The 21651-nt window shown below is 42.2% G+C and carries 14 protein-coding genes and 1 pseudogene; 11 read left to right on the top strand and 4 right to left on the bottom strand.

The features are described from left to right. Position 1: 1 nt before the first annotated feature. Positions 2–4459, bottom strand: a complete 4458-nt coding sequence (gene gltB / locus QL229_RS09600; protein ID WP_135924237.1) for a glutamate synthase large subunit — start codon at positions 4457–4459, stop codon at positions 2–4. A gap of 696 nt (positions 4460–5155) precedes the next feature. On the opposite strand from gltB, the gene QL229_RS09595 reads away from it, so the two are divergent. From QL229_RS09595 to QL229_RS09570, 6 genes and pseudogenes are all read left to right on the top strand, one after another. Then, positions 5156–6409 (top strand): efflux RND transporter periplasmic adaptor subunit, encoded by a 1254-nt coding sequence (locus tag QL229_RS09595; RefSeq protein WP_281546806.1) that lies wholly within the window; start codon positions 5156–5158, stop codon positions 6407–6409. Between the two features lie 21 nt (positions 6410–6430). Then, on the top strand, positions 6431–7138 hold the full coding sequence (locus QL229_RS09590; RefSeq protein WP_135924236.1) for an ABC transporter ATP-binding protein: 708 nt from the start codon (positions 6431–6433) through the stop codon (positions 7136–7138). Between the two features lie 2 nt (positions 7139–7140). Next, complete coding sequence (locus QL229_RS09585; protein WP_138557912.1) at positions 7141–8454, top strand: ABC transporter permease; 1314 nt, start codon at positions 7141–7143, stop codon at positions 8452–8454. Positions 8455–8465: 11 nt separating this feature from the next. Further along, the gene (locus QL229_RS09580; RefSeq protein ID WP_138557913.1) at positions 8466–9671 is read left to right on the top strand and encodes an FtsX-like permease family protein; all 1206 of its coding nucleotides are present in this window, start codon (positions 8466–8468) and stop codon (positions 9669–9671) included. 81 nt (positions 9672–9752) lie between these two features. After that, positions 9753–11081 carry a sigma-54 dependent transcriptional regulator gene (locus QL229_RS09575; protein WP_281546805.1) on the top strand — a complete coding sequence of 443 codons (1329 nt, stop codon included), beginning with the start codon at positions 9753–9755 and terminating at the stop codon, positions 11079–11081. Beyond that, positions 11081–12374 (top strand): annotated as a pseudogene (locus tag QL229_RS09570) (ATP-binding protein). The gene QL229_RS09575 and the pseudogene QL229_RS09570 overlap by 1 nt, the downstream one beginning before the upstream one ends. 55 nt (positions 12375–12429) lie before the next feature. On the opposite strand, the gene QL229_RS09565 reads toward QL229_RS09570, so the two are convergent. After that, positions 12430–12768 (bottom strand): Grx4 family monothiol glutaredoxin, encoded by a 339-nt coding sequence (locus tag QL229_RS09565; RefSeq protein ID WP_054551536.1) that lies wholly within the window; start codon positions 12766–12768, stop codon positions 12430–12432. A gap of 263 nt (positions 12769–13031) precedes the next feature. Between QL229_RS09565 and QL229_RS09560 the strand changes: the two genes are divergently transcribed. From QL229_RS09560 to QL229_RS09540, 5 genes are all read left to right on the top strand, one after another. After that, a complete protein-coding gene (locus QL229_RS09560; protein WP_054551537.1) occupies positions 13032–13613 on the top strand; it encodes a Fe-Mn family superoxide dismutase in 582 nt (193 codons plus the stop codon). 239 nt (positions 13614–13852) lie between these two features. After that, on the top strand, positions 13853–15775 hold the full coding sequence (locus tag QL229_RS09555; protein ID WP_135924231.1) for a PrkA family serine protein kinase: 1923 nt from the start codon (positions 13853–13855) through the stop codon (positions 15773–15775). 26 nt (positions 15776–15801) lie between these two features. After that, the gene (locus tag QL229_RS09550; RefSeq protein ID WP_138557916.1) at positions 15802–17088 is read left to right on the top strand and encodes a YeaH/YhbH family protein; all 1287 of its coding nucleotides are present in this window, start codon (positions 15802–15804) and stop codon (positions 17086–17088) included. 20 nt (positions 17089–17108) lie between these two features. Beyond that, a complete protein-coding gene (locus tag QL229_RS09545; protein WP_138557917.1) occupies positions 17109–18623 on the top strand; it encodes a SpoVR family protein in 1515 nt (504 codons plus the stop codon). Positions 18624–18628: 5 nt separating this feature from the next. After that, positions 18629–19510 (top strand): universal stress protein, encoded by an 882-nt coding sequence (locus tag QL229_RS09540; RefSeq protein WP_135924228.1) that lies wholly within the window; start codon positions 18629–18631, stop codon positions 19508–19510. A gap of 31 nt (positions 19511–19541) precedes the next feature. Here QL229_RS09540 and QL229_RS09535 read toward each other — a convergent pair whose 3' ends face one another. Together QL229_RS09535 and QL229_RS09530 are read right to left on the bottom strand one after the other, a co-directional pair. After that, the gene (locus tag QL229_RS09535; RefSeq protein WP_135924227.1) at positions 19542–20504 is read right to left on the bottom strand and encodes a diguanylate cyclase; all 963 of its coding nucleotides are present in this window, start codon (positions 20502–20504) and stop codon (positions 19542–19544) included. 3 nt (positions 20505–20507) lie between these two features. After that, positions 20508–21512 carry a response regulator gene (locus QL229_RS09530; protein ID WP_135924226.1) on the bottom strand — a complete coding sequence of 335 codons (1005 nt, stop codon included), beginning with the start codon at positions 21510–21512 and terminating at the stop codon, positions 20508–20510. Positions 21513–21651 lie beyond the last annotated feature (139 nt).

Raw genomic sequence — 21651 nt, 5'->3', positions numbered from 1 at the left:
CTTACTGAGCCTGAACACGAAGCTCTGCGCTGCTGCGCGCTCGGTGTCCGAGTAAACTTTTTACATCACTAGATTTTGGCTTAACTAATTTAAACATTGGAATGTATAAATCAAAGTTAGCTAAAATCTGCTCAGCGCGGTTTGAGCCTGTAAGCTCTAAATGCTCAGCAATTAGGCCGCGTAAATGTTCTTGGTGTGATGCCAACCCTTCGAGCGTGACAATTTCAACAAGCTCAGGGTTAATGCGTTTTTCAAAGTCATTGCCTTCATCAAGAATATAAGCAAAACCACCTGTCATACCTGCACCAAAGTTGATACCCACTTTGCCAAGTACACAAACCACACCACCGGTCATATATTCACAGCCGTTGTCACCAACACCTTCTACAACCGCTTGTACGCCAGAGTTACGAACTGCAAAACGCTCACCTGCACAACCTGCCGCAAATAATTTGCCGCCTGTAGCACCATATAAACAGGTATTACCGGCAATAGTCGCTTTGTGGCTTTCGAACGATGAACCCAGCGGCGGTCGAATTACCAGCTTACCGCCAGCCATCCCCTTACCAACATAGTCATTCGCATCGCCTACTAATGTCATTTCAAGGCCACCAGCATTCCATACACCAAATGATTGACCTGCTGTACCATGAAGTTCAATAGAGACAGGATCAGCAGCCATACCTTGGTTACCATGTTTAGAGGCAATATAGCCCGATAACATCGCACCCACTGAGCGGTCAGTATTACAAATACGACTTACCAATGAGGTGCCCGATTTTTCATCAATCGCTTGTTTTGCTTTTTCAAGCAAGGTTTCATTTAGCTGACCTAAATAATGCGAGCTATTAGGTGCACTGCAATACAGTGTCTCACCAGTTGGGTTATTTGGTACCGCAACCACAGATGACAAATCTACTTTCTTTTGCTTCTCTGTTTTGCCTTCAATGGCTTCAAGCAGGTCCAAACGACCTATTAAATCGGTTAATCGAGTAACCCCTAAGCTTGCCATTATTTGGCGCGCTTCTTCGGCAATAAACTTAAAGTAGTTCATCGCCATTTCTGGCAGACCATGATAATGCTTTTGACGAAGCGTATCGTCTTGCGTTGCAACACCGGTCGCACAGTTGTTTAAGTGACAAATACGCAGGTACTTACAACCAAGTGCCACCATAGGGCCAGTACCAAAGCCAAAGCTTTCAGCACCTAAAATAGCCGCCTTGATGATATCTAGACCCGTTTTAAGGCCACCATCAGTTTGTAGACGAATACGATGACGTAAACCATTTTCTACAAGCGCTTGCTGGGTTTCAGCAAGACCAAGCTCCCAAGGACTTCCTGCATACTTAACAGAAGTAAGTGGGCTTGCACCTGTACCACCGTCATAACCAGCAATGGTGATTAAATCGGCATACGCTTTTGCTACACCTGTTGCGATAGTACCAACACCCGGCTCAGAAACGAGTTTCACCGAGATCAGTGCATCTGGGTTTACTTGTTTTAAATCGAAAATAAGCTGAGCTAAATCTTCGATTGAGTAAATATCGTGATGCGGCGGAGGTGAAATCAAGGTCACACCCGGTACCGAGTAACGTAATTTTGCAATATATGGCGTTACTTTTTCACCCGGTAATTGACCACCCTCACCTGGTTTTGCACCTTGCGCAACTTTAATCTGAATTACATCAGCGCTACGTAAGTAGTGTGGTGTTACGCCAAAGCGGCCAGATGCAACTTGCTTAATACGCGAGTTTTTCTCTGTGCCGTAGCGAAGTTTGTCTTCACCACCTTCGCCTGAGTTTGAACAACCACCTAAACGGTTCATTGCAATCGCGAGCGCTTCATGAGCCTCTGGCGATAACGCACCAATACTCATTGCTGCTGAGTCAAAACGCTTGTAGAGCTCAGTTGCCGGCTCAACGTCATCGATATTCACACCAGCTTCAGGAATTTTCACTGCCAACATGTCACGTAAATTGGTGATCGGGCGATTATTTACTAAATCAGCGTAGGCTACATAGTCGCTATATTCCCCAGAACGCACAGCTTTTTGCAGTGTTTGGATAACGTCTGGGTTATAGGCATGGTATTCACCACCATGAACATATTTTAATAAGCCGCCATGGCTTAATAATTTACGTTTACTAAAGGCTAACTTATGTAGTTTGCGTTGGTCATCATCAAAGTCTGTAAAACAAGCCCCTTTGATGCGACTTGCCACGCCATTAAAACAGGTTTCTACAACTGCATCTGATAAACCAACTGCCTCAAATAACATTGAGCAGCGGTACGAAGCAACAGTACTAATGCCCATTTTCGACATGATTTTATATAGACCTTTATTTATCGCATTACGATAAGCAAGGGTTACTTCACAGTAGCTCTTGTTTAAGATCTTTTTGTCAGTCATCGCAACTAACGATTCATACGCAAGATACGGATAAATTGCTGTTGCACCAAAGCCTAGTAATACAGCAAATTGGTGTGCATCACGGACACTGCCCGATTCAATAATGATATTTGATTCACAGCGTAAGTTGTTATCAACTAGACGTTTTTGAACTGACCCTACCGCCATTGCAGCCGGGATAGGCAAGTGCGTTTCACTAAAGTTACGGTCACTTAGAATAAGCATTACACAGCCCGATGCTGCTTTTGCTTGCGCTTCATCACAGATACGGGTGATCGCTTTCTCTAAGCCTTCTTCTTTGGTGTAAGTAATATCAATTTTACAATAGCTGTAATGTTCATCGTCAGCATTGATAAGCTGTTGCATGTCTGCATACATCAAAATTGGCGTATCAAACTGTAAACGCTTAGCATGGCCTGTTGTTTCATTAAATACGTTTTGCTCACTACCAATACAAGTAGCTAAAGACATAACGTGATTTTCACGAAGTGGATCAATCGGTGGATTGGTTACTTGCGCGAATTTTTGTCTGAAGTAATCGAACAGTGAACGATGACCTTCTGAAAGTACCGCAAATGGCGTGTCATCACCCATTGAGCCTGTTGCTTCTTGACCATTTTCGCCCATTACACGAATAACGCTATCAAGTTCTTCGTTGGTGTAACCAAACATTTTTTGGTACTTAAGCAGAGTTTCATCATCAAAAGAACGGTTGCCCGCATCTTTCTCTGAGAGTTGCTCAAACGGTGTTAAACGCTTAACGTTTGCTTCTAGCCATGCTTTATATGGATGGCGTGATTTAAGGTCTTGGTCAATCTCATCTGAATGCCAAATCTTACCTTGATGAGTATCTATAACTAATAGCTCACCAGGGCCAACACGGCCTTTCTCAACCACTTCGTCTGGTGCGTAGTCCCAAATACCTACTTCTGAGGCAAGGGTAATGAAACCATCTTGAGTGATTACATAGCGAGCTGGACGCAAGCCATTCCGGTCAAGGTTACAGGCTGCAAAACGGCCATCTGACATTACAATACCTGCCGGGCCATCCCATGGTTCCATGTGCATTGAGTTGAAGTCATAGAATGCACGTAAGTCATCATCCATGGCACGATTCTTTTGCCATGCTGGTGGCACAAGCATTCGCATAGCACGGAATAAATCCATACCACCCGCTAAGAACAACTCAAGCATATTATCTAAGCTTGAAGAGTCAGAGCCGCTTTCGTTCACGAAAGGCGCTGCTGATTGCAAATCAGGAATAAGTGGTGAGGCAAACTTGTACGCACGGGCACGAGCCCACTGGCGGTTACCTTGAATAGTATTAATTTCACCATTGTGCGCTAAATAGCGGAATGGTTGCGCTAATGGCCAACGAGGTTGTGTATTAGTAGAGAAACGTTGGTGGAATACACAAATCGCACTGGTCATGCGAATGTCAGCTAAATCTAAATAAAAGTTAGGTAAGTCTACAGGCATCATTAAGCCTTTATAGACAGTAACTAAACCAGATAAGCTGGCAATATAAAAATGTTCATCGTTTTCGAGGCGCTTTTCTGCACGGCGACGTGCTACATACAAGCGACGCTCTAAATCTTTTGGACGCCAGCCTTCTGGTGCGCTCACAAAAATTTGTTCAAAGCCAGGTAGTTGTTTTTTTGCAATTGGCCCTAAACATGATGAATCTGTTGGCACTACACGCCACCCCTGAATACTCAAGGTTTCTTTTTCAAGTTCTTCACTCAGCACATCTTTAGCTGTTTGTGCAAGTACAGGATCAGCATTTAAAAATACCATGCCGACTGCGTAGTTCTTACCTAAATGCCAATCATGTTCGCTGGCAATAGCACGAAAGAAACTATCGGGTTTTTGCATTAATAAACCACAGCCATCACCGGTTTTACCATCTGCAGAAATACCGCCTCGGTGTTCCATGCGATCTAAGCCCGTGATTGCTGTTCGAATCAAGCGGTGACTCGCTTGACCATTGACCTGGGCTATTAAGCCAAAGCCACAATTATCTTTTTCTAATTTTGAGTCATATAACATAGACCCCTCCCCTTGCTACAACGACTAGCGATTCAGTCTTTTGCGACAGTGCTAGCAGACGAACAAAACTATCGCCAATTGTTCCATGAGTCAATAGAGATTTGAATACATATTCATATTCTTGAATATTTCTCACTTGAAGGCACATATTAAATACTAAGCAATTTTTTACATTTAGACGTATTTTACCCGTTATTTTTTTATGACACTGGTGTCAAATTTAACAACTTGTAAAAAACCAATCTAAAAACCCGCACCTTTACGTTAACGTAAACTGCACCAGCAAATGAATAATTATTCACCTTATGAATATCAATGCAGCTTTTTATGGGGTCTCACCTAGCACAGTTGCATCATTATTTACTCTTGGCTTTAGCATAGTTACAAACTATGTATCTGAGCAGACTACCTTAGTCGCAATGACTGAGTTTCTTTACCTATGCGTCAACAAACAACAATTTAAAAGTGTCCGCTGCGGACACTTTTTCTGTCCGCGGACAGGCAGTAACTCATTAAATAAAATAAAATGCATTAAAAATCAATATATTAAGTTTTGGCACGCTACTGGTATAGATAAGACATCAGCGAAATTGAGGATTTCAAAATGTTCACTATCAGTTTGTTTATGGCTTCTCCACTTACCATGCTTGCCGTTGGCTTCATGATTGTGTGTTTTGAGAATCGTAAGGAGTTATGATGATTAAGGATACCAGCGCCCAAGATATTAGTGTGGCAAAGAAAAACAGCATTAAAAAACCACTTATGTTAGCAGCGGGTGTAATACTTGTTGGTGCGCTTGGCTTTCAAGCTTTGTTTGCCAGTAACGATGGCAGCATTTCGGTTGATGCAGCGAGCCTACAAATTAGTGAAGTGAGCCAAAAGACGCTCACCAGAGATGTGGCAGCGAGCGGTAAAATCGTTGCAGCTAATGCGCCAAAGGTTTACAGCCCTGAACGTGGCTTTGTCGATTTAAAAGTAAAAGCCGGTGATAGCGTTGAAGTAAATGAAGTGATTGCAACCGTTACCAGCCCTGAGCTAACCAACGAATTAAAACAGCAACAATCAGTATTAGCGCGATTAGAAGGCGAATTACAACGCAAGCAACTTGAAGCGCGCAGGCAAAAGTTGAGCCTGACTAAAGCACTAGATTTAGCGCAAGTTGAACTCAATGCCGCAGATAGAGAAAACCGCCGAGCTAAAATCTCAATCGAAAAACATTTAATTAGCCAAATAGATTTAGAAAAAGCCGTTGATGATTTAGCTCGTGCCAAGCTTTCATATAAGCACGCCGAGCAAGAAGTCAGCTTAGCAAAAGATACCCTCGCATTTGAGCTAAAAGCAGCAGAGCGCGATCTGGCGCGTCAGCAATTGATTGTTGATGACTTGCTAAGGCAAGTAAATGAACTCACCATTACCGCCAGCGTAAGCGGCATTGTGGGTAACTTATTAGTGCAACAAAAAGAGGCGGTAACACAAAGCCAACCGTTAATGACATTAGTCGATTTAAGTAACTTTGAAGCAGAACTGCAAGTACCAGAAAGCTACGCCAACGAGCTAGGTCTTGGTATGCAAGTAGAACTTACTTTAGGCGCACGTCATGTAACAGGCACTCTATCGGCTATTTCGCCTGAAGTGAATAATCGCGAGGTCACTACACGCGTACGCTTTGACAATGAGATTTCTGGCATTCGCCAAAACCAACGCTTAACCGCACGTATTTTATTAGAGAATCGCGACAATGTATTGCAGGTAAAACGCGGCGCATTCTTACAACAAGGTGGCACCCATGCTTATAAAGTTGACGGTGACATGGCTTATTTAATCGATATAAAAACCGGTGCAAGCAGTATCAATGCTATCGAGATTATCGAAGGCGTAGAGCCTGGCGATAAGTTAATTATCTCGAATTACGATCGCTTTAAAAAAGCACCCACATTGGTTTTACGCTAACAAATAAAAGGAATAATCAACATGCTTACAATGAACAACATCAGCAAAGTGTATCAAACAGATATGGTACAAACGCACGCCCTTCGCGACTTCAACCTACAAGTAGAAGAAGGTGAATTTATTGCCGTAACGGGCCCGAGTGGCTCAGGTAAAACCACCTTTTTAAACATCGCCGGTATGTTGGAGCCGTTTAGCGAAGGCCAATACATGCTAGACGGTATTGATGTGGGTAAATTAAATGACAACCAGCGCGCAGATCTCCGTAATCAAAAAATTGGTTTTATTTTCCAAGGCTTCAACCTTATTCCAGATTTGAACTTGTATGAAAATATTGAAGTACCACTGCGTTATCGCGGTATCAGAGCTGCTGAGCGTAAACGCCGAATTGAACAATGCCTTGAGCAAGTTGGTTTAGCCTCACGCGCTAAACACTTACCGCAACAACTTTCTGGTGGTCAACAGCAACGTGTCGCTATTGCCAGAGCCCTTGCAGGTGAACCACGCTTTTTACTCGCCGATGAGCCAACTGGTAATTTAGACAGCCTAATGGCGCGTCAGGTAATGGAGCTGCTTGAGCAAATCAACCGTGATGGCGCAACCATCATCATGGTAACCCATGATCCAGAGCTTGCCCGCAGAGCACCTCGTAATATCCAAGTTGTTGATGGCCAACTCGCTGACTTCACTTTGTATCAAGGCACCCAAAACCTTAAAGCGGCTGGAGTGTAACCATGTTCCTTCATTATTTAGATTTAAGCTGGCGCAGCTTTAAGCGCACGCCACTAGTAAGCTTTTTAATGGTGCTGGCTATTGCCATTGGTATTGGCGTAACCATGACAAGTTTATCTGTGTATCACATGATGTCGGCAGACCCTATTCCTGAAAAAAGTAGCGATCTTTACTCTGTGCAGTTACAAACCATGGATGAAGGCCGTACGTGGTGGACAATCGATAACATGCCACTGCAATTAACCTATCAAGATGCAGTCAACCTTAACCAGGCCAAAGCAGGTGGCAAGCGTGTCACTATGGTTAGAACGGGTTTTTCGGTTTATTTAGACTCAGATAAAGTTAAACCATTTATTGGACAAGCACGCCTAACCACGCCTGATTTTTTCGATATGTTTAACCTATCATTTATTTATGGTGGGGTTTGGAGCGCGCAACAAGAAGCCGATGCAGCCCCTGTTGTGGTGATCAATAAAGAATTAAACGACAAGCTATTCGCAGGTGAAAACCCTGTCGGCAAAATGGTGTACCTTGATGATGCCAGCTACGAAGTTATTGGCGTGATTGATGATTGGGATATCACCACCAAATATTATGATCTCAACAACGGTGCATTTAATAAGACCGAGCAACTATTTTTACCATTTAGCCTAATGAAAGCACGCCAGCTTGAAAACTGGGGTAATACCAATGGTTGGAAGCACGAAAAAACCAATACCTTTAACGATAAGCTCAATTCTGAAATGGTGTGGTTACAATTTTGGGTTGAACTAAAAACACCTGCAGAAAAACAAGCTTACCAAGACTTTTTAATGGCCTATATGCAAGAGCAACAAAAGCTAGGTCGTTTTAACCGCGAAAAATTAACCGCCACCTTACGCGATGTAAATGAGTGGATGCAGTACAACAATGTCGTTAGCGAAGACAACGAAATTCTGGTTGGCCTGAGCTTTATGTTTTTAGCAGTATGCCTTGCCAATATTTTAGGTTTATTACTAGCGAAATTTTTACGCCGCGCTCCGGAAGTCGGTGTGCGCCGTGCATTAGGTGCCAGCAAACGCCAAATATTCTTTCAACATATTGTTGAGGTCGCGATGTTAGGTTTCTTAGGTGGCATCTTCGGAATTATTTTGGCGCAAGTGGGCTTATTAGGCGTACGTCAAAGCTATAGCTACTACCAAAGCTTAGCCACTATGGATTTAACCATGCTACTCAGCGCACCGGTGATTGCAATTAGCACCTGTGTGATAGCGGGTCTGTACCCTGCTTGGCTGGTATGTAAAACCAACCCTGCTATTTATCTTAAGAGCCAATAAGGAAGACACCCATGTTAGAAATTAAACCTATCTTTCACGCCTTATGTCGCTCAAAAGTTGGCGCTATTTTATTACTGATCCAAATTGCCATCACCACTGCGATTGTCAGTAACGCAGCGTTTATTATTCAAGACAGAATTAGCTATTTAAGCCAAGAGACTGGCTACCCTGAACAAGACATTTTCGTTTTTAATGTCATGATGTTTGGCAAAGATGTGTCGCCATCTCAGCAATATGAGCTTGATGAAGCCATGCTTCGTCAAATACCTGGTGTAGTTGATGCTGCTTATTCGAGTAACACACCGCTTTCGGGCAGTGGCTCTTCGTCAGATTTTAGTTTAAAGCCAGCACCTGAAGAGAGTAAATCAGCGCGTAGCTCTTACATGTTTATCGATGAGCATGGCATTAATACTTATGGTGTAAAACTCATTGCTGGGCGTAACTACACCGAAGACGAAGTGATCGTAACCGATAACTATGATGAGCTTTCAAAAGTAACCGTTGTCACTAAAACCCTACTCTATGAGCTGTTCCCTGACGGCAATGGTTTAGGCCAAACAGTCTACTTTGGTGACATTCCAATGAAAATAATTGGTGTTGTCGAACTAATGAAAGGCCCATGGCTTAAAGACAGCCGTCCAGATAACGTAGCACTGCTGCCTTTTATTAAGCCTGGAACAAATGCACGCTTTGTAGTTAGAACAGAGCCTGGTCAACGTCAATCAGTCATGAACCGTGTTGAAGAAGCCATGCTAAAAAACTACAACAAACGCGTTATCTCTCGCATTCGTGGTTTAGATGACGATAAAGAGTCATACATGGCTGAAGACACATTAATGATGCGCATGCTGATTGTACTTATTACTATTTTAGTGTTGGTGACAGCTCTGGGTATTTTCGGCCTAACGCTGTTCAATATTAGCAAGCGTACTAAACAAATAGGCACTCGCCGCGCTTTAGGCGCCAGAAAATCTGCCATCATCAGTTACTTCTTAGTTGAAAACGCCATGATATGTATAGTTGGTTTAGTGATTGGTGTGATTGCTGCCGTGTATTTAGGGCAATTACTGATGCAGCACTTTTCAATTGCTCAGCTTGATATTAGCTACGTGCTTGCAACTGCGCTGGCAGTGTTCGCTATGAGTTTATTAGCGGTACTTGCCCCTGCAAAACGGGCTGCGAATATCTCACCGAGCATTGCAACTCGAACAATTTAGTTCTCCCAACCTATGCTACACTGGATTAACAGTGTAGCATTCATCTTGCACCCTTATTAGGAAAATAACTAAAACAATAATATGGAAAAAATACTGATCGTCGACGATAACCCAGCCATTTTGGATGCATTGTCGTTATTACTCGAAATTCACGGTTTTGATGTTGTTACAGCAAGTAACCCGTTTGAGGCAATTCAGGCCGTACAATACCAACGCATAGCGCTTGTTATTCAAGACATGAACTTCACCGCCGACACCACCTCAGGCGAAGAAGGCAAAGAACTTTTTTATGCCTTACGAGATATAAATCCTCACCTACCGATTATTTTGATCACCGCATGGACAGAGCTTTCTACTGCCGTTGAACTTGTCAAAGCAAGGGCTGCTGATTATTTACCAAAACCATGGGACGATGCCAAGCTACTTACCTGTGTAAATAACCTAATCGAGCTGGGTAAAGCAAAACAGCAAAACGAAACCTTTACCCGCCACCAGCAAGAACGTGACGCATCTGTGCAACAAGCAAATTTAGTGGGTTTGATATATAAAAGTACCGCTATGGAGCACATTGTTAATCTTGCGATTCAAGTTGCTAAATCGGATATTTCGGTGCTGATCACAGGCCCTAACGGCAGCGGTAAAGAACGCATTGCACACATAATTCAGGCCAATTCTTTATTAGCAGATAAACCCTTTATCACTGTTAATGCCGGCGCTCTGCCTAACGAGCTTATTGAGGCTGAGTTATTTGGTGCAGAAGCTGGCGCCTATACAGGCATTACCAAACAGCGCATTGGTCGTTTTGAAGCGGCCGATGGTGGCACCCTATTTCTAGACGAAATTGGTAACTTGCCACTTTCTGGGCAAATGAAGCTATTACGCATTTTACAAACCGGTGAATTTGAGCGCTTAGGGTCAACACAAACGCGTAAAGTGAATGTTAGGGTCATTTCAGCAACCAATGAAGATTTAAGCCATGCAATTAAAACAGGTCAATTTCGTGAAGACCTTTACTACCGCTTAAATGTGATTGAGTTAAATTTACCAAGCCTAGCTCATCGCCCTGATGATATTTTAGCTTTGGTCGCACACTTTTTACCTGAGCGCACCCTGTCGTTAAGTACAGAAAAAGCCCTGCTCGCCCATAGTTGGCCGGGGAATGTTCGTGAGCTTGAAAATGCCTGTAAACGCGCTGGCGTTTTAAAACCCACAGGGGTGATTGAGCTTGCTGATTTTGGCTTACAAGTTGAAACAAACAGCCCATCACAAACAAGAGCAGAGCCTAACAAACAAGAGATTGAACTTGCCATGCGCGAATACAAAGGTGTGATTGCTAAAGTGGCTCGCCATTTTGGCTTAAGCCGCCAAGCGCTTTATCGCAGGCTTGATAAATTTAAGATTGAATACTAATGCGTTTTTCGTTTCGATATAAAATCATAACTTTGTGTATTGCTGCTTCTGCATTGCCGCTTATATTGGTTTGTTATTTTGCGGGCATAAGCTTGCTTTACAGCCTATTAGCCCTACTCGCTTGCACCTTGATCAGCGGATTTTTTGCCGCGCAATTATCAACCCCGCTTATTGATGGCATGAACTCGCTCGAAACCGGGCTGCTTAATTTTAAAGATGGTGAGCTGGCTACATTATTAGCCTATGATGGCAGTGATGAGCTAGGTGATTTATGCCGGCTTTATAACCAAACCGCAAAACAGCTTCGCCAAGAAAAGCAATGGATTTATCAGCGTGAGCTAATGCTCGACAAAGTACTGCAAAGCTCCCCACAAGCTGTGCTTTTGACTAACGACCAAGGCTTTATTGTTTATAGCAACCACAGTGCCCGCAGCTTACTTGATGCTAAATCAGCCCTTGAAGGCGCAAAGCTTGAAAACTTATTAGATTCAAGCTGCGAGCAATTAACCCGCGCGATTCACAAAGGCGTTGATGGTTTATTTACCCTCGACAAAGCAGATCAAGAATCACAAACTTGGCATATGGCAACAGGCCGATTATTGCTTAATAATCAGTTTCATCAACTGTATGTTTTTAAACAGCTGACTCGCGAGCTAAGCCGCCAAGAAGTAGAGGTATGGAAAAAAGTTATTCGTATCATTAGCCATGAGCTTAACAACTCTTTAGGGCCAATGTCGTCGATGCTTCATAGCGCGCAACTATTAACGAAAGAAGTCGATGAACCACGCTTAAAACGGGTATTTACCACCATTGAAGACCGCATAAAACACCTTAATGAGTTTGTACAAGGCTATGGTAAATTTGCCAAGTTACCCACCCCCTCAACTATCAACGATTAACTGGCCGACGCTGATTGAGCAATTAAAAAGTCAGTGGCAAGTCGAGGTATCACTTGATCAGCGAGTGACAACTGACGCTGATCACACACAGCTCGAACAATTACTTATAAACTTATTAAAAAATGCCTATGAATCGGGTTCAAATCCCGAAGATGTCAGCTTAACTGTGCAACAAGAAGCAAGTGGCACACACATTACGGTGAGTGATAAAGGCAAAGGCATGAGTGAGGCTGTAATGGCCAATGCGCTTATCCCCTTTTATTCAACCAAAGCAACAGGCAGCGGCCTAGGGTTAGCACTTTGCAGAGAAATAGTTGAAGCACACCACGGGCAAATTAGCTTACATAACCGCGAGCAAGGTGGTTTAAGCGTGCATGTTTTGCTGCCAGCTTGATAAGTTTGATATAAAAAAAGCCGCAATCAGCGGCTTCTTTCTACACTAAATATAATTATTCAGCGTCTTTTTCTTTGTACTTTGCAGCTGTTTCAGTGATTAGTGGCTGTAATTCACCACGTTGAAACATTTCGATGATAATGTCACAACCACCGATAAGCTCGCCTTCTACCCATAATTGTGGGAATGTTGGCCAGTTTGCGTATGCAGGTAACTCTGCACGGATATCTGGGTTAAGTAGAATGTCAACGTAAGCAAACTGCTCACCACATGCCATAAGTGCTTGTGATGCTTGTGAAGAAAAACCACAGTTAGGTAACTTTGGTGATCCTTTCATGTAAAGAAGGATTGGATTTTCAGAAATTTGCTGTTTAATTTTATCGATGGTTTCCATTTACAACCTCAAAAAAGACATTAGCTTACTACATTGGCCTTGAAAAAGTTTCACAGTGGCCTCAGATATATAACTTAAATCGGCATTCGTAGCCACAATTTAAAATAGTCTTTAGCAATAGCATTGCTGTTTGCTAAAACTTGAGTAAAATACTCAACAATTATAGTAACACTATAATACCACTTGGTATAGGGAAGTACGCTGTTTACCTTGCTATTACCTATAACTGAGTGGACTATCAACCAAGAAGATGGAGATAAAAAATGGCATTTGAACTACCGTCACTACCATACGCAATCGATGCATTAGAGCCACATATTTCAAAAGAGACTCTAGAGTTTCACCACGGTAAACACCACAACACTTACGTTGTGAAATTAAACGGTCTGATCCCAGGCACAGAATTCGAAAACAAATCTTTAGAAGAAATCGTATGTTCTTCAGAAGGTGGCGTATTTAACAATGCTGCACAAATCTGGAACCACACTTTCTACTGGAACAGCCTATCTCCAAACGGTGGTGGCGAGCCTACAGGCGCAATCGCTGACGCGATCAACGCTAAATGGGGTTCTTTCGACGCATTCAAAGAAGCGTTAAACGACAAAGCAGTAAACAACTTCGGTTCAAGCTGGACTTGGTTAGTTAAACTAGCTGATGGCACACTTGATATCGTAAACACGTCAAATGCTGCAACGCCATTAACTGATGAAGGTGTTACTCCAATCCTAACTGTGGATCTGTGGGAACACGCTTACTACATCGATTACCGTAACGTACGTCCTGATTACCTAAAAGGTTTCTGGGCATTAGTTAACTGGGACTTCGCGAACGCTAACTTCGCTTAATCTTCTGTTACTAACAGTAATCAAAAAAGACGCTTCGGCGTCTTTTTTATTGCCCTTTGCACGCCCCTTCTGACCCGCAGCCAACCACTCACCCAAAAAGCCTAATCAGGATGAGCTTTTTTCAATTAAATTCTTAATTTTCTTGCGCAAAAATTCAAAATCGTGACTAAGCTTTAATTAACCTTTGCTTTTCTCTTAATCTAATTACACGTCATTTTAGCGGGTTTTCGGAGGTCTCTATGAGTATTTTTGAGCATTACCAATCACGATACGAAGCAGCGCAAGAAGAAGAATACAGTATTGAGGAATTTCTCGAGATCTGTAAGAAGGATAAATCAGCTTATGCCAGCGCACCTGAACGGTTATTGATGGCTATTGGCGAACCTGAAATTATCGACACATCAACCGATGCGCGCTTAAGCAGGCTGTTTTCAAATCGTGTAGTTGCACGCTACCCGGCATTTCACGATTTTTATGGTATGGAAGATGCCATAGAGCAAATCGTCTCTTATCTAAAACATGCTGCGCAAGGCTTAGAAGAATGTAAGCAAGTACTGTATTTACTTGGCCCTGTAGGGGGAGGTAAATCATCAATTGCTGAAAAACTAAAATACTTAATGCAACAAGTACCTATTTATTCAATTAAAGGCTCGCCTGTTAACGACCACCCTTTAGCCTTATTTGATCCAAATGAAGACGCCGAGCTTTTAGAGAAAGAATATGGCATTAAACCGCGTTATTTAAAAACGGTGATGTCACCGTGGGCTGCAAAACGCTTAAGTGAATTTAATGGTGACATTAGCCAATTTAGAGTGGTTAAGCGCTACCCATCTATTTTAAATCAAGTCGCGATTGCTAAAACTGAGCCCGGCGATGAAAACAACCAAGACATTTCAGCGTTAGTCGGTAAAGTCGATATTCGCCAGCTTGAGCACTTTGCACAAAACGACCCAGATGCGTATGCCTACTCCGGTGCACTTTGTTTAGCAAACCAAGGCTTGATGGAGTTTGTAGAAATGTTTAAAGCACCAATCAAGGTGCTACACCCACTACTTACAGCAACGCAAGAAGGTAACTACAACGGCACAGAAGGCATTAGCGCCCTACCGTTTAATGGTATGATTCTGGCTCACTCTAATGAATCTGAGTGGCAAACATTCAAGAACAATAAAAACAATGAAGCATTTTTAGACCGTGTTTACATCGTCAAAGTACCTTATTGTTTACGTGTTTCTGAAGAGGTTAAAATTTACAATAAACTACTCGAAAATAGTGAGTTACATGACGCCCCTTGTGCACCAGGTACATTAAAAACACTGGCGCAATTTACCACCCTTTCACGCATGAAAGAGCCAGAAAACTCAAGCATTTATTCAAAAATGCGGGTGTATGACGGCGAAAGCTTAAAAGACACCGACCCGAAAGCGAAGTCGTATCAAGAGTACCGCGACTACGCGGGTGTTGATGAAGGCATGACCGGGCTCTCTACCCGCTTTGCGTTTAAAATTCTATCGCGAGTGTTTAACTTCGATACCACTGAAGTGGCGGCCAACCCAGTGCACTTATTCTATGTTCTTGAGCAACAAATTGAGCGTGAGCAGTTTTCAGCCGATGTTGAAGAGCGTTACTTAAGTCACTTAAAAGGCTACCTCATTCCTCAATACGTGGAGTTTATTGGTAAAGAGTTACAAACGGCCTATTTAGAATCTTACTCAGAATACGGGCAAAACATCTTTGACCGTTATGTCACCTATGCTGATTTTTGGATCCAAGATCAAGAATACCGTGACCCAGATACCGGCCAGCTATTTGACCGTGCAGCACTTAACGCAGAGCTTGAAAAGATTGAAAAACCTGCGGGAATTTCAAACCCTAAAGATTTCCGCAATGAAATAGTCAATTTCGTACTGCGTGCACGCGCACACAATCAAGGCAAGAATCCGCTTTGGACTAGCTACGAAAAACTTCGCACGGTTATTGAGAAGAAAATGTTCTCAAATACAGAAGATCTCCTGCCGGTTATTTCGTTCAATGCGAAAACATCAGCTGAAGATCAGAAAAAACACGAAGACTTTGTCAATCGTATGGTTGAGAAAGGCTATACCCAAAAACAAGTACGTTTACTTTCTGAATGGTATTTACGCGTTAGAAAATCGCAGTAAAAAACGTTTGTTTTAAGGGGGTTGTTATGGCGCATTTTATTGACCGACGCCTGAATGGAAAAAACAAAAGTACCTTGAATCGTCAACGGTTCATCAGGCGTTACAAAAAACAGATTAAAGAAGCGGTATCTGATGCCATTAATAAGCGTAGCGTAACCGATACCACCAGCGGTGAGAGTATTTCTATTCCGCAACGTGATATCAGTGAGCCTATTTTCCATCAAGGACGTGGTGGTGACCGTGAACAGATCCATCCAGGCAATGATCAATTCTCTACGGGCGACAAAATTAAGCGCCCGCAAGGAGGCGGTCAAGGTGGTGGCTCTGGCGAGGGGGAAGCCAGTGATTCGGGTGAAGGACAAGACGACTTTGTGTTCTCTATTTCAAAAGATGAATACTTAGACTTATTGTTTGAAGACTTAGAGCTGCCTAACCTGCAACAAAACCAGCTCGATAAACTGGTGCAAATGAAAACCCATCGAGCCGGTTTTTGTAACGATGGCATGCCAAGCAACATTGATATTGTGCGCTCTTTACAGGGCTCACTTGCGCGAAGAGTTGCAATGACTGCTGGCAAAAAGCGCCATCTTGCTGAACTTGAAGGTCAGTTAGCGCTTTTAAAAGCCGAAGATCAGCCAGATAAAGCGGCTATCGCTTTGCTTGAACGCCAAATTGAGGAGCTGCAAAGTCGCATTAAAGCAGTGCCATTTATCGATAACTACGATTTACGTTTTCGTAATTATGAAAAACGACCACACCCCACAAGCAAAGCTGTGATGTTTTGCTTAATGGATGTGTCCGGCTCGATGGATCAAGCGACTAAAGACATGGCAAAACGCTTTTATATTTTGCTTTATCAATTTTTAACCCGTAGCTACAAAAATATAGAGGTTGTCTATATTCGCCATCATACCCAAGCGAAAGAAGTCGATGAGCAAGAGTTTTTCTATTCTCAAGAAACGGGTGGCACCATCGTCTCTAGCGCATTAAAACTGATGAACGAAATCATCGCTGAACGCTATAACCCTGAAGAGTGGAATATATACGCAGCGCAAGCGTCTGATGGCGACAACTGGGCAGATGACTCACCAAATTGTGGAGAAATTTTACGTAACAAGCTTCTAAAAGCAGTACGCTACTATGCGTATATTGAAATCACAGCCCGTGCTCACCAAAGCTTATGGCGAGAGTATCAATCAATAGTGCAAACCCACGACAATTTTGCCATGCAACACATTCGTGGCGTTGAGGACATTTACCCTATTTTCCGTGAATTATTTAAAAAGAATCGTCAGCAGCAAGGCGCCGCATAGCCTTGCGAGTGAGGTAAAGTATGGCCGATAAACGTATTAGCGACGGTCCTGATTGGACATTTGATTTATTAGCAGAGTATCAAACTGAGATTGAACGGGTCGCGAAAATTTATAAACTCGATACCTACCCGAATCAAATTGAGGTGATCACTGCAGAACAAATGATGGATGCCTATTCGAGTGTGGGTATGCCAATTGGCTACAGCCACTGGTCGTATGGTAAAAAATTCATTCAAACTGAGCAAAACTATAAACGTGGGCAAATGGGTCTTGCTTATGAGATTGTTATTAACTCAGACCCGTGTATTGCCTATTTAATGGAAGAAAACACACTGCCAATGCAAGCCTTGGTAATGGCACACGCCTGCTATGGTCACAACTCATTTTTTAAAGGCAATTACTTATTCAAAACCTGGACTGATGCCAGCTCAATTATCGATTACTTATTATTTGCCAAAAATTATATTGCTAAGTGCGAAGAGAAATACGGCATTAATGAGGTCGAAAACCTGATTGATTCATGCCATGCGTTAATGAATTATGGTGTCGACCGCTACAAGCGCCCGCAACGTATTTCACTTTTTGAAGAACAAAAACGCCAACAAGAACGTGAGGACTACCTACAATCACAAGTTAACGAGTTGTGGCGCACAATCCCTACTTCGCAGCAAGAGTCGAAAAAACGTGAGCGTCGTTTTCCAGAAGAGCCACAAGAAAATATTTTGTACTTCATCGAAAAAAATGCCCCGCTACTTGAGTCATGGCAACGAGAAATAATTCGTATTGTGCGTAAAATTTCGCAATATTTTTACCCACAAAAACAAACTCAAGTGATGAATGAGGGCTGGGCTACGTTTTGGCATTACACCATTTTGAACCATCTGTATGATGAAGGTAAGCTCACTGATTCCTTTATGCTCGAGTTCTTACAAAGCCACACCAATGTTGTGTACCAACCGCCTTACAACAGCAATTATTATTCAGGGATTAATCCTTACGCCCTTGGTTTTAACATGATGGTTGATATTCGTCGTATTTGTGAAAACCCGACCGAGGAAGATAAAAGATGGTTTCCGGAGTATGCCGGCAGTGATTGGTTAGAAACGCTGCACTTTGCAATGCAAAACTTTAAAGACGAGAGCTTTATAAGCCAGTTCTTATCGCCAAAAATTATCCGCGATTTTAAGTTATTTACTATTATTGACCATGAAAAAGAACCCACCCTAAATGTGGGTGCAATTCATGATGAAATGGGTTATCACCAAGTACGTGAAAGTTTGTCAGCGCAATACAATTTAAGTAACCACGAACCCAATATTCAAGTTTACGATGTTGATGTTAGAGGTGACCGCTCTTTGACCTTACGCTATGTGCCACATAACAATATCCCCTTAGCAAACTCAAAAGATGAAGTATTAAAACACCTTTACAGGTTATGGGGCTTTAAGGTAAAACTGGAACAAGAGTCTTCAACAGGGGAAGTGTCACTACTGGGTGAATGCCCAAAAAGTGATGCCCGACACACTACAGAGTGAACCGAATGAATAAAAAGTTACTGGTTATCATCGATTCTGTCGACGATGCAAAAACGTCGTTATTACACGCTAAACAAAAAGCTAAAGGGGTTAAGCATATTGATATTGTTGCTTTTAGCTATGAAGACACCAGTAGCATTTTATTTTCTCTTCCGCCAGATGAAGCTTTGGCTATTCAAGATAAAGAGTTAGCGAAACTGCGTACCTCATTAAGTCCGCTAATTAATGACTATTTAGAAGTCGGTAGTTACACATTACAAACACTGTGGCACGAGAGCCCCGTGCAGTGGCTGGCTAACGAAGTGACCACCTCAGACTATGAGATGGTAATTAAAACTCGCCATATTGATGAACAAACGCAATTTAGCGAGCTTGACTGGCAGCTTATTCGATTTAGCCCGCTGCCTCTTTACCTAGCTGCTGACAACAAGTGGCGTAACAATACCAATGTACTCGCCGCTCTCGATTTAGGCAGCGAGAAAGCCACAAAATACTGTTTAAATGAAGCAATTATAAAAACCGGCCTTGCCTTCGCAAAGGATTATCAGAGCGAATTTTTTGCCTGCTATACTGTCCATGTGTCGCCTTTCTTGCGAGATTTAGGGATTGTTTTTTCTGATGAGCAGGTAACTAACGCTTATGAAAAACTACCGGTTGCGCAACGTGCACTAATTGAAGCTCATAATTTAAAAGAGCAACTCAAAATTAAAGCTGGGGTGGTTGAACAAGTTATACCTAGTGTCGCCGCAAAACTTAATGCTGATTTAGTAATTATGGGGTCAGTGGGTAACACAGGCATAAAAGGGCATTTAATCGGTAATACCGCTGAAAAGGTCATGAAACTGTTAAAAACAGATATTCTCGTATTACCACCAATTGGAGTGTAAAAAAGGGCGAAGTTTCGCCCTTTCCGCTAAGTTATAAATCTGAATACGCTGTAACTTTATTACGGCCGTTTTCTTTAGAGTGATATAAAGCTTTATCTGCAGCTTCAACCCACTTTTCATAACGATCGAACTTTTCGTCAAAACAAGCAAAACCAATACTGACGGTTAACTGAATTTGTTTTTCACCAAAATAAATTGACGAGTTCTCAATCATTGAACGCAGACGTTCAGCAAAAATATGCGCACCATCGAGATCAGTATCCAGTAAAGTTACTGCAAACTCTTCGCCACCATAGCGACCTGCCAAATCAGTTTCACGTAATGTTTTTCTAAGTAAATCAGCAATGTGACGCAGCGCTTCATCACCGCCACGGTGACCGTGTTCATCATTGACCTTTTTAAAGTGGTCAATGTCAAACATTAATAAGGTACTGCAGCCGCCACTGCGTACGATACGCATATACTCTTTACGCAGTTTTTCTTCCCAATATCCCCTATTCGTTAATTTTGTAAGGGCATCAGTTCGACTCATTTGCTCAAGCTTACTATTGGCTTCTTCTAGCTCTTTTTTATTTACCGCTTCATCGGTTACATCATAAATAATGATACAGATATGAGACACTTCACCAGTGGTCGTGGTTAAAGGAATAAAGGTGGCATTTTGATACATATGATCCGCTTTACCAGTAATTGGGCGGTAATTTTTGAAGCGGAAAATATAAGGCTGCTGCTCCCAGATAGTAAAAGAGCGATTATTTAAAATGAACACTGACTCTGATTTGCTACGGAACCATTTTTCGTCTATTGATGGAAACAAATCAAACAAATCTTTGTCTTTCACGGCACTTGGTAACAAGCCTGAATGGTTTTCCATAAACCCATTCCAAATGCAGACTTTGTAGTCTCTATCAAGCACCACAAGACCTACATCAACAGTATTAAACATATCCATTAACCAATGGAGTTCATTCATATTAAAATCAGATGCAGGCATAGTTTAATCTTCTAGTAAATAAGCGACTTTGTATTTTAAGGTTTTGAGCGAATCCTCAGTAAATAGCAGCATTAAATCACAATTAATATTATGATTTTCGATGCCATAGCTGATCTCAATCGCCAGCGTTCGTTGCCAGCGAGATTTATTAGCCTTTACCAAATCAGACACATCACAATGTTGACCCAGAACCACAGGGTGCCCTTGACTAAAGCGCATATCAAGCTGCTTTGAAAGACCACTTAAAATAGCCCCGATCAGAATATTGCTCACATCCATTAGCAACTCAAGCTCAATCTTGTTGTTAAGCTCACCTTCGTAATTCATGAGTGACGCAATTTCTTTAAAGCTTGAGTCATTTAACAGCAGCAAAGCTTCACCAGAAACACCGCCGCCTATAAAGCCTTGGCAAACTCCAGAGGTAGTCGCATTGGCATCAATAGAACGCAGTGCCATGTCTAGTTCATTAACTTCTAGGATATTAACATTCGGGATAGGCAACTTTACAAACACATTCAGTAAGCGTGCAAGCAAGTCCCCTGCTTGTCCCATTGCAACATTGGTAAGCTCTTGATAGATATCACGTACATCGGGGTCAACTTGTTCGCCCAGCCGGTGTGATAGACGCTCACGCATGGCTTTGTCTTTAATACCATGATGTTCAATGATATTAGCAAGCTTTTCTGCAGAGCAAGGTTTTTGAATAAAATCAATGGCGCCTAACTCAAGCACACGTTGATGAGCATTAGGTTGGATATCACCTGAAACAACCACAGTAAGCACATGAAGATCTTGGTCTTGAATGGCTTGAAGTACTTCATAGCCATCCATTTCAGGCATATTTAAATCAAGAAATAGTATTTCAGGCTGAATTTTTTTGATTTGCTCAATACAGTGCACACCGTCTTCAGCAAACTCAATTTTAATATCCCAATCATCGGGTAAAGAGCGCGCTAATTGCCGACGAGCTAACTTTGAATCATCACAAACTAATACCGATGTTGACATATACTCTCTCTAAACCCACACTTTTTTACTAGCCATCCTTAAGAGTGCTAACTTTATTCTTATTTTAATTCATAAAAGATAGCGGCACGGACACATGTTAATCAAACTGCTCGTTTTTTACAATTTTAAATTAGAGTAA

It is taken from the genome of Pseudoalteromonas sp. PAR1 (genome assembly GCF_947311895.1).
GTDB classification, from domain to species: Bacteria; Pseudomonadota; Gammaproteobacteria; order Enterobacterales; family Alteromonadaceae; genus Pseudoalteromonas; species Pseudoalteromonas lipolytica_C.
Note: the sequence above shows the minus strand (reverse complement) of the source record. Positions and strands in the feature narration are given on the sequence as shown.

Excerpts from the sequence above, each read along its gene's own strand:
- QL229_RS09560 (WP_054551537.1), top strand. The coding sequence starts at position 13,032 with ATGGCATTTGAACTACCGTCACTACCATACGCAATCGATGCATTAGAG.
- QL229_RS09555 (WP_135924231.1), top strand. The coding sequence starts at position 13,853 with ATGAGTATTTTTGAGCATTACCAATCACGATACGAAGCAGCGCAAGAA.
- QL229_RS09545 (WP_138557917.1), top strand. The coding sequence starts at position 17,109 with ATGGCCGATAAACGTATTAGCGACGGTCCTGATTGGACATTTGATTTA.
- QL229_RS09575 (WP_281546805.1), top strand. The coding sequence starts at position 9,753 with ATGGAAAAAATACTGATCGTCGACGATAACCCAGCCATTTTGGATGCA.
- QL229_RS09530 (WP_135924226.1), bottom strand. The coding sequence starts at position 21,512 with ATGTCAACATCGGTATTAGTTTGTGATGATTCAAAGTTAGCTCGTCGG.
- QL229_RS09595 (WP_281546806.1), top strand. The coding sequence starts at position 5,156 with ATGATTAAGGATACCAGCGCCCAAGATATTAGTGTGGCAAAGAAAAAC.
- QL229_RS09565 (WP_054551536.1), bottom strand. The coding sequence starts at position 12,768 with ATGGAAACCATCGATAAAATTAAACAGCAAATTTCTGAAAATCCAATC.
- gltB (WP_135924237.1), bottom strand. The coding sequence starts at position 4,459 with ATGTTATATGACTCAAAATTAGAAAAAGATAATTGTGGCTTTGGCTTA.
- QL229_RS09535 (WP_135924227.1), bottom strand. The coding sequence starts at position 20,504 with ATGCCTGCATCTGATTTTAATATGAATGAACTCCATTGGTTAATGGAT.
- QL229_RS09540 (WP_135924228.1), top strand. The coding sequence starts at position 18,629 with ATGAATAAAAAGTTACTGGTTATCATCGATTCTGTCGACGATGCAAAA.
- QL229_RS09550 (WP_138557916.1), top strand. The coding sequence starts at position 15,802 with ATGGCGCATTTTATTGACCGACGCCTGAATGGAAAAAACAAAAGTACC.
- QL229_RS09590 (WP_135924236.1), top strand. The coding sequence starts at position 6,431 with ATGCTTACAATGAACAACATCAGCAAAGTGTATCAAACAGATATGGTA.
- QL229_RS09585 (WP_138557912.1), top strand. The coding sequence starts at position 7,141 with ATGTTCCTTCATTATTTAGATTTAAGCTGGCGCAGCTTTAAGCGCACG.
- QL229_RS09580 (WP_138557913.1), top strand. The coding sequence starts at position 8,466 with ATGTTAGAAATTAAACCTATCTTTCACGCCTTATGTCGCTCAAAAGTT.